Genomic DNA, 14,087 nt, shown 5'->3' on the forward strand with positions numbered 1-14,087 from the left:
CCCGTCGTGGCTGGTCGCGCCCACGCGGCGGAGCCGCATGTCGATACCGCCCCGCGCCCCTGGGGTGTTTATCGCGTCCTGCGTCCCGGCATGAACGTGAACACCGCGCCGCCCAGCAGGATCGCCGTACCGGCCACCAGGCCCAGGGCCTTCAGGGCACCGTGGTCGCTCGCGCCGGTGTCGGCGAGGCCGCCGGAGCCGCCGCCGGAGCCGGTGGTGCCGCTCGTGCCGCCGCCGGTGGACGTGCCGCCGGACGCGCCGCCCGGCTGCTGGCTGGTGTCCAGGGTGAGCGAGACCTCGGTCTTCGTCGGCGTGCAGGTCGTGGTCGTGCCGAGCGCCTTGACCGTGAGCACGCCCGGGGACAGCGTCGAACTGCCGCTCGCGCCCGGTTTGTAGGTGCCGGTGAGGTCCGGGATGGTGATCGGGTCGCCGGACTTGATGGGTCCGGCGTTCATCGGCCCCTCCACATGCACCGTGCCCTTGTCCGCGCCGCCCAGCACCACCTCCATGGACGGCTTCACGGAGTTCGCCGGGATGTCGGCGGGGCTGTTCATCACGGACTTCTTGAACTGCACGGTGAGGTCGAAGTTCCCGCTGTTCTTCCTGGCGTTGATCTGCACCGGCGAGGTCGCGCTCTTGTCGCCGATCGGGGTCTTGCAGGCGTACGGGATCTGCACCTCCTTGCCGGTGAAGTCGGTCTGGCCGCCGCTGCCGCCGGTGGACGTGGCCGTGGGCGTGCCCGACGGGGTCGGGGTGGCCGTCGGCGTGGTCGTCGGGGTGGTCGTCGGCGTCGTGGTGGGTGTCGTGGTGGGTGTGCCGCCGCCACCGGCGCCCGTCACCTGGATCGTCGCCGCCTTCTGGACGGTCTCCTTGGGTGTGCACTTGGTGTCGGTCGACATCGCGTTGACGGTGTACGCGTCCGGCGTCAGCGTCACCTCGCCGGCCGTCGTCAGTTTCAGGCTGCCCTTCATGTCGGACAGCACCATGTCGCCGCCCTTGGGGATCGCCGGGTTCTGCCGCGGGCCCTGCATGGCGATGTCGGCGCTCTGCGCGCCGGCCGCCTTCAGCACCCCGGACGGCTGGACCGAGTTCGCGGGCAGGTCGATGATGTTCGGGTTCTTCGACGCGGCCTGGACGAACTTCCACACGACGTCCACCGTGTCGCCGACCTTCGCGGTCGCCGGCGCGGTGATCTCGACCTTGGTGGTGCCGTCGACGGGGGTGATCCCCGCGGGCGGCACGCAGTGGGTGGCGAACGACACCTCGGCCGCCTGTGCGGGGGTCGCGGCGAAGCCGAGCAGGACGCCCGCACCGCACAGCGCCAGCGCGGCGCCCGCGGCCGTACCTCTCCTTCGGTTGCTCACGTGGGTCCCTTCGTGGTGGGAGTCGTAGGACTCGTCGGGCTGTCGGTGTGCGGTGCGGAGAGCCGGCCGGCCGGGCCGCCCGGGACGGAGTCCGGGGCGAACCACGGCAGGGTCGGGGTCGAGGGGGGCGGATCTTCGGAGCCGGAGCCGGAGCCGGTCCGGGAGCGGGGCAGCGGCAGGCGCAGGTCGGGCAGGCGCATGCCGCGGGTGCGGTGGGCGCCGCCGGGGCGAGGGGGCCGTACCCGGTCCACGACGGCCATGCCGATCCGGAACAGCGCGGCCGGGACCACGAGGCAGAGCAGCAGCCAGAACAGGGTCACGCCCCAGGGCCGGCCCACGCCCCACGGCTGCTCGGCGAGCACCTTGCCGTCGTACTTCAGGGACACGGTGTAGTCGCCGTGAGCCCCGGCCGTCAGCTCGACGGGCAGCTTGACCTGCGCCTTCTTACCGGGCGCCAGGGTGCCCTGCCACTGCCGGTCGTCCCACTGCGGCGCGAAGACGCCGTGTGCGGAGCCGACCTGGAACACCGGGTCCTTGATCGCGCTCGTGCCGGTGTTGCCGATCGTGAAGACCAGGCTGCGGCTCGGCGGCGCCCCGAACCAGGTCAGCAGGCCGCTCGAACCGGTCAGCCGGGTGTCCGACAGGATCGCCAGCCGGCCGCCGGACGGCTCGGCGGGCAGCGGGGCGACCGGATGCCCGGCGACCTCCAGGACCGCGTCCGCCGTCGCCTGCGTCCCGGTGACCGTGGCCACGTGCACCACACAGGGGCAGGGCACGGGCGGTTCGGCGACCGGGAGTCTCTTGCTGAAGGCGCCCTGCGCGTCGGTGGTCACGGCACGGCCGTCGCCATTGGCACAGGAGTTGGTGCCGCCGATCACGCCCCGGGCGGGTGTGGCGCGACCACACACCAGCAGCATCAGCAGCGTGTTCGGCCGCCAGCCCGTACCGCTCGCGGTGACCGAGCCGCCGGTGCCGGCCTGGGTCGTGGACAGTTTCACGGTCGGGCCGTCCGCCGCGTGTGCCGGGGCGGCGAGGGGGAGGGCCGCGCAGAACAGAAGCAGCGCGAGCACCGTCGCGCCCACCGGCTGCCGCGCAGGCCTCACATGTCCGTTCACTTCACCGCGCCTTCCGTCAACTCAGGGTCGGGGCACGGGAGTTCGGCAGACTCCTGCGGGACGTACGTCGCCGTACGGCCCCGTCGGCGGCGTACGGCGAACAGCGCGCCCGCCCCGGCCAGGACGACACCGCCCGCCCCCGCCGACGGCGCCCACGGCACGAACCGGGCCGACGCGGCCGCCGTGTCGCGCGCGCCGCCCGGCGCCGTGACCGTCAGCCGTACGTCGACGGCGTCCAGCGCGGGCCGGTCGGGCCAGGGCTCGGTGAGCCGCATCCGGGCGCCGGGGCGCACCCGGAGCGCAAGGGCGCGCGGAGCGCGGTCCAGCACCCGGCCGAACACGCCGTCCGCGCGCACCGCGAGGGTCGGCGCGAGCACGGTCGTACCCCGGTTGACCAGGTCGTACGTGATGCTGTGGGCGTGCACGGCGAGGTGTTCGACGGTCAGCGCGGCGAGCGCCGGACCGCCCACCCGGAGCCGGACCGGCACGCTCACGGTGCGTCCCCTCGCGTCCCGTACGACGACGGCGCCGGAGCGGACTCCGGGTGCGTCGCCGGCCGGGACGGTCACCGTGAAGGGCACCTCGGCGCGGGTGCGGGCGGGGACGCGCAGCGACGGCCGGGCGAACACGGACCGCAGGCCGGTGCCGGAGAACCGGACGACGAGCGGCGCACGCCCGGAGTTGGTGACGGACACCGCGTCCTGGAGGACGGTACCGGGCGGGCCTTCGGCGTAGAAGGACGGCCGGCCGCCGCCGACGGGTGCGACGGACCAGCCCGGGTCCGCGGCTGCGGCGGGCGGCGCCGCGCCCAGCACGGCGAGGAGCAGACAGGCGGCCAGGGGCAGGGGGCAGGTCAGGGCGCGGGCGGCGGACGGCATGGGCGGCTCCAGCGGTGGCCAGGGGTCAGCGGCGTACGGACTGCCCGCGGCGGGTCAGCCACAGCGCACCGGCCGCGCCGGCGAGGAACACCGTGGCGCCGAGCGTGCCGAGGGCGACCGCCGAGTCCTCGGGGCCGGTCTGCGGGAGCTGTCCGGCGGCGGAGGTGCCGCCCGAGGCGGACGAGGACGACCCCGCGGAGGACGAGCCGCCCGAGGAGGAGGAACCGCCGGCCGCCGTCACGTCCAGGGTCAGACCCGGCCCCGGGCTGTTGGTCGGCGTGCAGGTCGTCGTCGTACCGAGCGCCTTGATGGTGAGCGTGCCCGGCGTGAAGGTGACCTTGCCGGTCTTGTTCGGGGTGTACGTCCCGCTCAAGTCGCTGATCTTGATGGGCGTGTTGGCGGGGATCGCGGCCGCGTTGGGGGGCCCGCTGACCGGGAGCGAGCCGCTGTCGGCGCCGCCCAGCCGGATGGTGGCGCTCGGGGTCATCGCCCCCTTGCCCAGCTCGACCGGGCTGGAGGAGACGCCCTTCTGCCAGGACATCGTGATCTTGTAGTTGGCGCCGCTCTTGACGCCCGTCATGCTGATGGGCGAGACGGCGCTCTTGACCCCGATCGGCGTCTGGCAGCGGTAGTTGACGTCGACGACATCGGCATGCGCCGCGGGCGCCGCCAGCAGCAGCACCGACCCGGCGAGGGCCGCGGCGGACGCGAGCGCGGCGGTTCGTTTCGGGTACGACACGATCGGTCCACCCCATTCCTGACGGTTCATCAGATGGCCCGTCAAGGTACGCCGGGGCGCGTGAGGAAGGAAGAGACGGTACGGGGGAGGATTCGTGACGAAGACGGTCCGCGGCCGGCGAGCTCAGGGAGCTACGGGAGCCCGGCGGCGCTCACAGCGGAGCGCCCAGCTCCGCCCACACCGTCTTGCCCGCCCGCCCCGGGGTCCGGACGACCCCCCAGTCCAGGCAGAGCCGCTGCACGATGAACATCCCGTGGCCACCCGGGCGGCCGGCCCGGTGCGGGGTGCGCGGGGCCGGCTGGCCGGCGCCGCGGTCGGACACCTCCAGCCGGATCACCTTGTCGTCGCAGGCGAGGACGAGTTCGTCGGGGCCCTCGGCGTGCAGGCAGGCGTTGGTGACCAGTTCGGAGACGACGAGCAGCACGTCCTCGGCGGCGGCGCGCTGGTCGGCGGTGGCGGCGGGCAGCCAGCCCCACGCGTACAGCGCCTGGCGCGTGAAGTCGCGGGCGAGCGGGACGACCCCGCTCTCGCCCTCCAGGGTCAGCCTGCGGATCTGCCGCCCGCCGACGCCCTGCGCACCGCCGGCGTCCCCGGCCTGCGCGTCCGTCTCCGCCCGCACGGGCATGCCCGCGGCCGCCGGCGCGGCCGCCGCCCCCATGGGCGCGCCCGTGCCCGGCGCACCCTCCTCGGACGCCCCGGAAGCGCCGCTGGACTCCGGGCCGCGGTCGCCCGGCGAGCAAGGCCGGGTGGTGCTCATCAGCGCTTCACCTCACCGATCCACCAGTTCACGTTTCAAAGGCCGACAGCGGTCCGCACCGACCGGCCGCCACCTGCCCACTCCTGCTTACTTCTGCCCACTCCCGTGTCCACTCCCGCCTCCTCCTGCCCTCTCCTGCCCGACCGATCCGGCGGAACACCCCCCGATTTCGTCACAAGGGGGGCGCGGGACACGAACGCCGTCCGACGGAGCGGCGGGCGGGAGCGCGGGCAGGACGGGCAGGGCGCGAAGGACGGGCGAGCGGGGCCGGCGGACTCAGTCGGCGCCGGGCGCCAGGGCCGCGGCCACGGAGTCGTGCACGGTGAAGACCGCTTCGGCTCCTGTGATCTCGAACACGCGGGCCACCACCGGCTGCATCCCCGCCAGATGGACCCCGCCGCCGGCGGCCTCGGCCTTCAGCCGGGCGCCGAGCAGGACGTTCAGGCCCGTGGAGTCGCAGAACTCCAGGCGCGTGCAGTCCACGACGAGGCGCGAGAAGCCCTTGGCCAGAAGGTGGTCGAGGGGCTCGCGCAGCAGATCGGCGGTGTGGTGGTCAAGCTCACCCGCCGGCTGGACGACGGCACTGGAGCCCTCTTCCCGCACCTCCACCAGGAGCCGGCCCGACTGTGCGCTGCCGACCATCCCGTGGTCCATGCCGTTCTCTCTCCCGAGGTCGTGGCCGCTGATGCCCTCGAACATTACGCCTTCCGAACGCACTCCGACACCTGAACAACCTCGCATATTCGGACATATGCGAACGGAACGCACTTGCGATCGCCTCACGGAAGCCGGTAGGGCTAGTAAGGACACAAACCCCACCGGGCCGCGACGGCCCACGTCGGCTTTGGAGGCGCCGCACTCCGCAGTGCACGCATTGGCATCGGCAGCCATAAGCCGAGAACGATGGAGGACACCATGTCACCCCGGCTCGACGCATCGCATACCCAGTCCGCGACGTCGACACCCCCACCGGAACAGCTGGATCGGACCATCGACCCCCTCGACCCCGTCGAGGGACTCCCTGAGATCCCGCCGTACGACGAGATCGGTCCGGTCGACGCGCGGGCCCTGTCCAAGACCCTCTTCGAGCGTCTCGCGACGCTGGAGGAAGGGACGCACGAGTACGCGTACGTCCGCAACACTCTCGTCGAGCTGAATCTCGCCCTCGTCAAGTTCTCGGCCTCGCGCTTCCGCTCCCGCAGCGAGCCGATGGAGGACATCATCCAGGTCGGCACGATCGGCCTGATCAAGGCGATCGACCGCTTCGAGCTGTCGCGCGGGGTGGAGTTCCCCACCTTCGCGATGCCGACGATCATCGGCGAGATCAAGCGGTTCTTCCGTGACACGTCGTGGTCCGTGCGCGTCCCGCGCAGGCTTCAGGAACTCCGCCTCGACCTGGCCAAGGCCGGGGACGAGCTGGCCCAGAAGCTGGACCGCTCCCCCACGGTCGCGGAGCTGGCCGAGCGGCTCGGCCTGAGCGAGGACGAGGTCGTCGAGGGCATGGCCGCCTCGAACGCCTACACCGCCTCCTCGCTGGACGCCCAGCCCGAGGAGGACGAGACCGAGGGCGCGCTGGCGGACCGGATCGGGTACGAGGACCACGGGCTGGAGGGCATCGAGTACGTCGAGTCCCTCAAGCCGCTGATCGCCGAACTCCCGTCCCGGGACCGGAAGATCCTCTCGCTGCGCTTCGTGGCGAACATGACCCAGTCGGAGATCGGTGACGAACTCGGCATCTCCCAGATGCATGTGTCCCGGCTGCTCTCCCGCACGCTGGTGCGCCTGCGCAAGGGGCTGACGCTGGAGGAGTGAGCTCCGCCCCGCGACCCCGCGACGCCGTTTCGAGGTGACACCGCCGCAGCGACGGCCCGGCCGCCGGCCCGCACCGGCACCGGGCCGCTGCGGCGTGTGCGGGCGGGTGACGCATGTGCGGGCCGGGTGACGCATGCGCCCCCAACCGTTATCCGGTTACCCCGGGAAACCTCTTTCCCCGCCCGGCACCCTCCACCACCATGGGCCCACAAACCGGCCGGTAGGTCGGACGGGGGCCCGGACTGCGCGGCCGCCCGGCGTCGCGAGGAGGCGGGACGATGGCTCAGGGGGACGACGCCGAGGCGGACGGGGCCGGGGCGGACAGGGCCGTACCGGAAGGCGGCACGCCGGAACGAGGCATGCCGGAAGGGGGCACATCGGAGAGCGGCTTGGCGGACGCGCCGGACTCGCGCCTCGCCGAGCTCCTCCGCACCCCCACCCCCACGGCGTACCCCGCGTTGCAGGAACTGCGCCGACGGCACCACCCGGCGGTCCTCGCCTACGCCCGGCTGTGCGCGGCGAGCGAGTCCGCCGCCCGCCGGCTGGCGGCCGAGACCTTCACCACGGCGGCCCGCGAAACGGCGCGCGGCGTCGACCCGGCCGTCCCGCTGCGCCACCGCCTCCTGCTGCTGACCGCCCGGCTGGCGACGGCCTGGGCGCGCGACGAGCGCTCCACGGGCGTCGATCCCGGCCTGCTGCTCGTGCGGAACGCGTCCGGCCTGCCCGACGGCCCCGTGCCGCCCCTCCTCCCGGCGTTCCGCTCGCTGCCCTCCCGCACCCAGGGCCTGCTCTGGTACGGCGTACTGGAACAGGAGCCGCAGGAGCGCACCGCCGCCTTCCTCGGCCTGAGCCGCACGGACGTGGCGTACGGCACCCCGCAGGCCCTCACCTCCCTGTCCCGGGCCTGCCTGCGCCTTCGCCTGGCCGCCTCCGACGACCCGCGCTGCGCCGACTTCCGCCGGCTGATCGAGGAGGCGGTACGGCCGGACGGCCCGCGCCACAGCGCCGACCTGGACGCCCACAGGGCGAGCTGCCCGCACTGCACGGCCGCCTACGAGGACCTGCGGGCCCTGCGGGACGCACCCCGGCCGACCCTGGCGGAGGGCCTGCTGCCCTGGAACGGCGCGGCGTACCTGCGCACCGAGGAGCCACCGGCCACCGCCGGCCCGCCCGCCGTCCGGCCGGGAGCGACGTGGCCCGCCGGGCGCCGCGCCCTGCTGACCTCGGCGGCCCTGGGCGTGGCCCTGATCCCGCTCCTGGTCTTCCTGCTCACCCCGGACCGCACGCGGGATCGGGAACCGACGTCGGCGACCCCGCCCCCTCCCCCGGTGACGGTGACGGCGACGATCTCGGTGCCCCCGCGCCCGTCCCCGTCCGCGTCCCCGTCAAGCCCCTCGAACTCCCCCTCCCCCACCGGGACTTCCCTCGGCCCGACCACCCCGGCACCGGCACCCACACCGCGCCCCACGCCCTCGTCCACACCCCCGGGAGCGTCGTACGCCCAGGTGGTGAACCTCGCCACGGGCCGCTGTCTGGACATCCGCGACGGCGATCCGGAGCAGGGCAACGACGTCGTCACGGCCCCCTGTTCCGACTCCCCGACCCAGCGCTGGCGCGTGGACACCGGCCTGGGTGTGGTCCGTTCGGCGGCCGACGACTCGTTCTGCCTGGACAGCCGGGGCGCGACCGACCGGGGCGTCGGCGTCTGGACCTGCGACTCGGTCCAGGGCCGCAACGGCGCCAACCTCCGTTTCACCGTCACCCCCGACGGCACGATCCGCCCGGCCATCGCCCCGGACACGGCGGTGACCCCCGACGGCCGCCACGACGTCTCCCTGGACCCGCTGGACGGGGGCGACGAACAGCGCTGGCGGGCAGGGGCTGCCTGAACTCCGCGAACGGCGCGGGCCGTTCAGACCACCCGCTCCCCCCGCCGCCACACGCCGCTGACCAGGGGCACGCCCGGCCGGTAGGCGAGGTGGACGTGGCTCGGCGCGTCCAGGAGGGTCAGGTCGGCGCGGGCGCCCGGGGTGAGGCGGCCGATGTCGGTGCGGCGCAGGGCCGCCGCACCGCCCGCCGTGGCCGACCAGACCGCCTCGTCCGGGGTCATCCGCATGTCGCGGACGGCCAGGGCGATGCAGAACGGGACGGAGGACGTGAAGGACGAGCCCGGGTTGCAGTCCGTGGACAGGGCGACCGTCGCACCGGCGTCGAGGAGACGGCGGGCGTCCGGCCACTGCGCGCGCGTGGAGAACTCCGCGCCGGGCAGGAGGGTGGCGACCGTGGCGCTGTTCGCGAGGGCGTCGACGTCCGCGTCGGTGAGGTGCGTGCAGTGGTCGGCGCTGGCCGCGTCGAGTTCGACGGCGAGCTGGACGCCGGGGCCGTAGGAGAGCTGGTTGGCGTGGATGCGGGGGTGCAGGCCCTTCGCCCTGCCGGCGGTGAGGATCGCGCGGGCCTGGTCGCCGTCGAAGGCACCCTTCTCGCAGAACACGTCGATCCAGCGGGCGTGCGGGGCGCAGGCGTCCAGCATCTCGCCGGTGACCAGGGCGACATAGGCGGCCGGGTCGTCGGCGTAGTCGGGGGAGACGATGTGCGCGCCGAGGTACGTCACCTCGTCGGTGTGGCGCGCGGCGATGCGCAGGGCGCGGGACTCGTCCTCGACCGTGAGGCCGTAGCCCGACTTCGTCTCGAAGGTGGTGGTGCCCTGGCGGAGCGCCTCCGCCAGGTAGTGGGTCAGGTTCGCCTCCAGGTCCGCGTCGCTCGCGGCGCGGGTGGCCGCGACCGTGGTGCGGATGCCACCCGCCGTGTAGGAGCGGCCGGACATACGGGCGTTGAACTCCTGGGTGCGGTCACCCGCGAAGACCAGGTGGGAGTGGGAGTCCACGAAGCCCGGCAGCACCGCCCGGCCGCCCGCGTCGACCCGGTTGTCAGTGGCGGGTGCTTTGCTGGATTCACCGGTCCACGCGACGCGGTCGCCGTCGATGACGACGGCCGCGTCCTGGATCAGACCGAGAGGGGAGCCGTCACCGAGGGAGGGGTCGTTGGTGACCAGCGTGGCGATGTTGGTGATGACGGTGCTGCTGCTCATGGTGTCCTCGTGGGTGGTGGTCAGGAGCGGAGGGCTTCGACTGCCCGCGCGAGGGCCTGCGGCACATCGGGTACGAGCGTGTGCGCCCCGTCGCGTACGACCTGCCGCCCGCCCACGACCGTGTGCCGTACGTCCGCCCCGGTCGCCGCGAATACGGCCGTCTCGGCGCCCAGTCGGGGCAGCGGGCCCGCTGTCCTGACCGAGTCGAGGGCGATCGTCGTGAAGTCGGCGAGAGCGCCCGCCTCCAGCGTGCCGGCCTCGTCCCAGCCGAGGGCGGCGTGGCCGTCGGCGGTGGCGGCCCGCAGCAGGGAGTTCGCGGTCCAGTGGCCCCGGGTGCGGGTGCGCAGCCGCTCGTTCAGCTCCATCGCGCGCGCCTCTTCGAGCAGGTCGATGACGGCGTGGCTGTCGGAGCCGAGCGAGAGCGGGGAGCCGGCCCGCTGGAGGGCGACGGCCGGGCCGATGCCGTCGGCGAGGTCGCGCTCGGTCGTCGGGCACATGCAGGTGCCGGTGCCCGAGCCGCCGAGCAGGGCGATGTCCTCGTCCGTGAGGTGGGTGTTGTGCACCCCGGTGGTGCGCGGCCCGAGGACTCCGTGGTCGGCGAGCAGCCGGGTGGGCGTGCAGCCGTGGGCGGCCTGGCAGGCGTCGTTCTCGGCGGTCTGCTCCGACAGGTGCACGTGCAGCGGGGCCCGCCGTTCCCCGGCCCATCGGGCCACGGTCGCCAACTGGGCGGCGGGCACGGCCCGTACGGAGTGGATCGCCGCCCCGATCCGTGCGTGTTCCCGTTCCTTGAGAACTGCACAGCGTTCGGCCCAGGCCTCCGCGCTGCCGTCGGAGAACCGCAGTTGGCGGGCGTTGGGGGCCTCGCCGAAGCCGGCGGAGAGATAGCAGGTGTCGAGGAGGGTGATCCGGATGCCGGCCTCGGCGGCGGCCGCGATCAGCGCCTCGCCCATGGCGTTGGGGTCCGCGTAGGGGGTGCCGCCGGGCGCGTGGTGCACGTAGTGGAACTCGCCGACGGCCGTGATGCCGGCGAGGGCCATCTCGGCGTACACCGCGCGGGCGAGCGCGTGGTAGGTCTCCGGGCTGAGCCGGTCGGCGACGGAGTACATCACCTCGCGCCAGGTCCAGAAGGTGCCGCTGCCGACCTGGACGGTGCCGCGCAGCGCCCGGTGGAAGGCGTGGCTGTGGGCGTTGGCCAGGCCGGGCAGGGTCAGGCCGCGCAGCACCTCGGCGCCGGGCGGCGGGGCGGTGACACCGGTGCGGACGTTGCTGATCCGCCCGCCTTCCACGTCCAGGGCGACGCCCGGCTCGACGGTGGTGTCGAGCCAGGCGTGCTCCAGCCAGTAGGTCGCCTTGGTCACGTGCGGGCCAGCCCTTCCAGTACGTCGGCGAGCGCGTGCACCCCGGCCAGGCAGTCGTCCTCGGCGGCGGACTCGGCCGGGGAGTGCGAGACCCCGGTGGGGTTGCGCACGAACAGCATGGCGGTCGGAATGCTCCCGGAGAGGATTCCGGCGTCGTGTCCGGCCCCGGTCCCGAGGACGGGCACGGTCAGGCCGGTGTCCTTGCCCAGGATGCGGCCGAGTTCGTCGCGCAGGGCGTGGTCGAACTCGACGACGGGGGTGAAGGACTCCCGGACGACGTCGAGGTCGATGCCGTGGGCGTCCGCGTACTCCCGGGCCGCCTTCTCGATGCCGCCGACCACCGTGTCCAGGGTGTCCTGGTCGGCGGCGCGGGAGTCGAGCCAGCCGCGCACGAGGGAGGGGATGGCGTTGACCCCGTTGGGCTCGACGGAGATCTTCCCGAAGGTGGCCACGGCACCGGCGAGCGCGGCCTCCCGGCGGGCGGCGAGCACGGTCTCGGCGTAGGACAGCATCGGGTCGCGCCGGTCCACCAGCCGGGTGGTGCCGGCGTGGTTGGCCTCGCCCCGGAAGTCGAACCGCCAGCGTCCGTGCGGCCAGATGGCACTGGCGATGCCCACCTGGTCCCCGGACAGGTCCAGTGCCCGGCCCTGCTCGACGTGCAGCTCGACGAAGGCGCCGATCCGGGCCAGCCGCTCGGGGTCGGCCCCGATGGCGTCGGGGTCGTACCCGGCGGCCTCCATGGCGCGCGGGAGCGTGACTCCGTCGGCGTCGGTCAGCCGGTGCGCCTGCTCGACGGTCAGCTGCCCGGCGGTGAGCCGCGACCCGACGCAGGCGAGCCCGAACCGTGCGCCCTCCTCGTCGCCGAAGTTGACGATGGCCAGGGGCTTGCCGAACCGCACGCCCCGGCCGCGCAGTTCATCGAGCGCGGCGAAGGAGGACACGACCCCGAGGGGCCCGTCGAAGGCCCCGCCGTCCGGCACGGAGTCGAGATGCGACCCGGTGACGACGGCGTCCCCGGCCGCCGGGTCCCCGAGCCAGGCCCACTGGTTCCCGTTCCGGTCGACCTCGTAGGCCAGCCCGCGCGCCTCGGCCTGCTCCTGGAACCAGGCCCGGCACTCGGCATCGGCCCCGGTCCAGGCGTACCGCCGGTAGCCACCGGAGTCGGAGTGCCTGCCGACGGGAAGAAGCTCGCGCCACATCTCCTGGAAGGAGGGCGTGCGGTGGCCGGCGGGGCCGACGGACGGTGTGCCGTCGGCCCGTACCGGCCGGGGCGCGGCAGAGCGCTGGGTCACGCGCCGTCACCCTCACGCATCGGCACCCGGACCCCCCGCTCGGCCGCGACCGACTCGGCGATGTCGTACCCGGCGTCCACGTGCCGGATCACGCCCATGCCCGGGTCGTTGGTGAGCACGCGGCGGATCTTCTCGCCGGCGAGCTTCGTGCCGTCCGCCACGCTGACCTGCCCGGCGTGGATGGAGCGTCCCATGCCCACGCCGCCACCGTGGTGGATGGAGACCCAGGAGGCACCGGAGGCCACGTTCACCATGGCGTTCAGCAGCGGCCAGTCGGCGATGGCGTCGGAGCCGTCGAGCATGGCCTCGGTCTCGCGGTACGGCGAGGCCACGGAGCCGCAGTCCAGGTGGTCGCGGCCGATGGCCAGCGGGGCGGCCAGCTCGCCGGAGGCGACCATGTCGTTGAAGCGCTCGCCGGCCTTGTCGCGCTCGCCGTAGCCGAGCCAGCAGATGCGCGCGGGCAGGCCCTGGAAGTGGACGCGCTCGCGGGCCATCGTGATCCAGCGGGCCAGGGACTCGTTCTCCGGGAACAGCTCCAGGATCGCCTTGTCGGTCTTGGCGATGTCGGCCGGGTCGCCGGAGAGCGCGGCCCAGCGGAAGGGGCCCTTGCCCTCGCAGAACAGCGGGCGGATGTAGGCGGGGACGAAGCCGGGGAAGGCGAACGCGCGGTCGTACCCGGCGAGTTGGGCCTCGCCGCGGATGGAGTTGCCGTAGTCGAAGACCTCGGCGCCTGCGTCCATGAAGCCGACCATGGCCTCGACGTGCTTCGCCATGGACTCACGCGCACGCGTGGTGAAGCCGGCCGGGTCCTTGGCGGCGGCGTCGGCCATGTCCTCGAAGGCGACGCCCACCGGAAGGTACGACAGCGGGTCGTGGGCGGAGGTCTGGTCGGTGACGATGTCGATCGGCGCGTTCATCGCGAGCAGCTGCGGGACCAGCTCGGCGGCGTTGCCGAGGACGCCGACGGAGAGCGGGCGGCGGGCGTCGCGGGCCTCGGTGGCGAGCTGGAGGGCGTGGTCCAGCGAGTCGGCCTTCACGTCGAGGTAGCGGTGCTCGATGCGGCGCTCGATGGCGCGCGGGTCGCAGTCGATGCAGATCGCGACGCCGTCGTTCATGGTCACGGCGAGCGGCTGGGCGCCGCCCATGCCGCCGAGGCCGGCGGTGAGGGTGATCGTGCCCGCGAGGGTGCCGCCGAACTTCTTCGCGGCGACGGCGGCGAAGGTCTCGTAGGTGCCCTGGAGGATGCCCTGGGTGCCGATGTAGATCCAGGAGCCGGCGGTCATCTGGCCGTACATGGTCAGGCCGAGGGCCTCCAGGCGGCGGAACTCCTCCCAGTTGGCCCAGTCGCCGACCAGGTTGGAGTTGGCGATGAGGACGCGCGGGGCCCACTCGTGGGTCTGCATGACGCCGACCGGGCGGCCGGACTGGACCAGCATGGTCTCGTCCTGCTTGAGGGTCCTCAGGGTGCGGACCATCGCGTCGAAGGAGCGCCAGTCACGGGCGGCCTTGCCGGTGCCGCCGTAGACGACGAGCTTGTCGGGGTGCTCGGCGACCTCGGGGTCGAGGTTGTTCTGGAGCATCCGCAGGGCGGCTTCCTGCTGCCATCCCAGGGCACTGAGTTCCGTGCCGCGCGGGGCTCGTACGGGGCGGGGTCCCGACATCGTCTGCCTCCTCCTGTTGCTAT

12 protein-coding genes are annotated in these 14,087 nt (G+C 73.7%); 2 read left to right on the forward strand and 10 right to left on the reverse strand.

The annotated features are described in order from the left end of the window. Positions 1-68: 68 nt before the first annotated feature. The 6 genes from ACFC8N_RS07155 to ACFC8N_RS07180 form a co-directional block, all read right to left on the reverse strand. The gene (locus tag ACFC8N_RS07155) at positions 69-1,364 is read right to left on the reverse strand and encodes a hypothetical protein (protein WP_376287221.1); all 1,296 of its coding nucleotides are present in this window, start codon (positions 1,362-1,364) and stop codon (positions 69-71) included. After that, positions 1,361-2,479: a hypothetical protein gene (locus ACFC8N_RS07160; protein ID WP_376287223.1), complete on the reverse strand. Its 1,119-nt coding sequence runs from the start codon at positions 2,477-2,479 to the stop codon at positions 1,361-1,363. Before ACFC8N_RS07160 ends, ACFC8N_RS07155 begins: the two co-directional genes overlap by 4 nt. Beyond that, positions 2,476-3,357: a hypothetical protein gene (locus tag ACFC8N_RS07165; RefSeq protein ID WP_376287225.1), complete on the reverse strand. Its 882-nt coding sequence runs from the start codon at positions 3,355-3,357 to the stop codon at positions 2,476-2,478. Before ACFC8N_RS07165 ends, ACFC8N_RS07160 begins: the two co-directional genes overlap by 4 nt. Before the next feature lie 25 nt (positions 3,358-3,382). Further along, on the reverse strand, positions 3,383-4,096 hold the full coding sequence (locus tag ACFC8N_RS07170) for an LPXTG cell wall anchor domain-containing protein (protein ID WP_356027296.1): 714 nt from the start codon (positions 4,094-4,096) through the stop codon (positions 3,383-3,385). A gap of 151 nt (positions 4,097-4,247) precedes the next feature. Then, the gene (locus ACFC8N_RS07175) at positions 4,248-4,853 is read right to left on the reverse strand and encodes an ATP-binding protein (protein WP_356027293.1); all 606 of its coding nucleotides are present in this window, start codon (positions 4,851-4,853) and stop codon (positions 4,248-4,250) included. Between the two features lie 276 nt (positions 4,854-5,129). Further along, on the reverse strand, positions 5,130-5,507 hold the full coding sequence (locus tag ACFC8N_RS07180) for an STAS domain-containing protein (protein WP_356027327.1): 378 nt from the start codon (positions 5,505-5,507) through the stop codon (positions 5,130-5,132). 249 nt (positions 5,508-5,756) lie between these two features. On the opposite strand from ACFC8N_RS07180, the gene ACFC8N_RS07185 reads away from it, so the two are divergent. Both ACFC8N_RS07185 and ACFC8N_RS07190 read left to right on the forward strand, forming a co-directional pair. Continuing rightward, positions 5,757-6,665 carry an RNA polymerase sigma factor SigF gene (locus tag ACFC8N_RS07185; protein WP_356027291.1) on the forward strand — a complete coding sequence of 303 codons (909 nt, stop codon included), beginning with the start codon at positions 5,757-5,759 and terminating at the stop codon, positions 6,663-6,665. Between the two features lie 359 nt (positions 6,666-7,024). Then, a complete protein-coding gene (locus ACFC8N_RS07190; RefSeq protein ID WP_376287717.1) occupies positions 7,025-8,554 on the forward strand; it encodes a ricin-type beta-trefoil lectin domain protein in 1,530 nt (509 codons plus the stop codon). Between the two features lie 23 nt (positions 8,555-8,577). Here the strand turns inward: ACFC8N_RS07190 and hutI are convergent, their stop codons facing one another. From hutI to hutU, 4 genes are all read right to left on the reverse strand, one after another. Continuing rightward, on the reverse strand, positions 8,578-9,753 hold the full coding sequence (hutI, locus tag ACFC8N_RS07195) for an imidazolonepropionase (RefSeq protein WP_356027288.1): 1,176 nt from the start codon (positions 9,751-9,753) through the stop codon (positions 8,578-8,580). Positions 9,754-9,773: 20 nt separating this feature from the next. Beyond that, positions 9,774-11,111 (reverse strand): formimidoylglutamate deiminase, encoded by a 1,338-nt coding sequence (locus ACFC8N_RS07200; RefSeq protein WP_362821492.1) that lies wholly within the window; start codon positions 11,109-11,111, stop codon positions 9,774-9,776. Further along, a complete protein-coding gene (locus ACFC8N_RS07205) occupies positions 11,108-12,310 on the reverse strand; it encodes an allantoate amidohydrolase (protein WP_376287718.1) in 1,203 nt (400 codons plus the stop codon). The genes ACFC8N_RS07200 and ACFC8N_RS07205 overlap by 4 nt, the downstream gene beginning before the upstream one ends. 89 nt (positions 12,311-12,399) lie before the next feature. Next, positions 12,400-14,064 (reverse strand): urocanate hydratase, encoded by a 1,665-nt coding sequence (gene hutU / locus ACFC8N_RS07210; protein ID WP_071374642.1) that lies wholly within the window; start codon positions 14,062-14,064, stop codon positions 12,400-12,402. Between the last annotated feature and the right edge of the window lie 23 nt (positions 14,065-14,087).

The organism is Streptomyces sp. NPDC055966 (genome assembly GCF_042269865.1).
Classification (GTDB): Bacteria; Actinomycetota; Actinomycetes; order Streptomycetales; family Streptomycetaceae; genus Streptomyces.

What these genes read in the sequence shown, in the direction of transcription:
- ACFC8N_RS07165 (WP_376287225.1), bottom strand. Translation starts at nt 3,357, where the DNA reads ATGCCGTCCGCCGCCCGCGCCCTGACCTGCCCCCTGCCCCTGGCCGCC.
- ACFC8N_RS07175 (WP_356027293.1), bottom strand. Translation starts at nt 4,853, where the DNA reads ATGAGCACCACCCGGCCTTGCTCGCCGGGCGACCGCGGCCCGGAGTCC.
- ACFC8N_RS07180 (WP_356027327.1), bottom strand. Translation starts at nt 5,507, where the DNA reads ATGGACCACGGGATGGTCGGCAGCGCACAGTCGGGCCGGCTCCTGGTG.
- ACFC8N_RS07185 (WP_356027291.1), top strand. Translation starts at nt 5,757, where the DNA reads ATGGAGGACACCATGTCACCCCGGCTCGACGCATCGCATACCCAGTCC.
- ACFC8N_RS07190 (WP_376287717.1), top strand. Translation starts at nt 7,025, where the DNA reads ATGCCGGAAGGGGGCACATCGGAGAGCGGCTTGGCGGACGCGCCGGAC.
- hutI (WP_356027288.1), bottom strand. Translation starts at nt 9,753, where the DNA reads ATGAGCAGCAGCACCGTCATCACCAACATCGCCACGCTGGTCACCAAC.
- ACFC8N_RS07205 (WP_376287718.1), bottom strand. Translation starts at nt 12,310, where the DNA reads ATGTGGCGCGAGCTTCTTCCCGTCGGCAGGCACTCCGACTCCGGTGGC.
- hutU (WP_071374642.1), bottom strand. Translation starts at nt 14,064, where the DNA reads ATGTCGGGACCCCGCCCCGTACGAGCCCCGCGCGGCACGGAACTCAGT.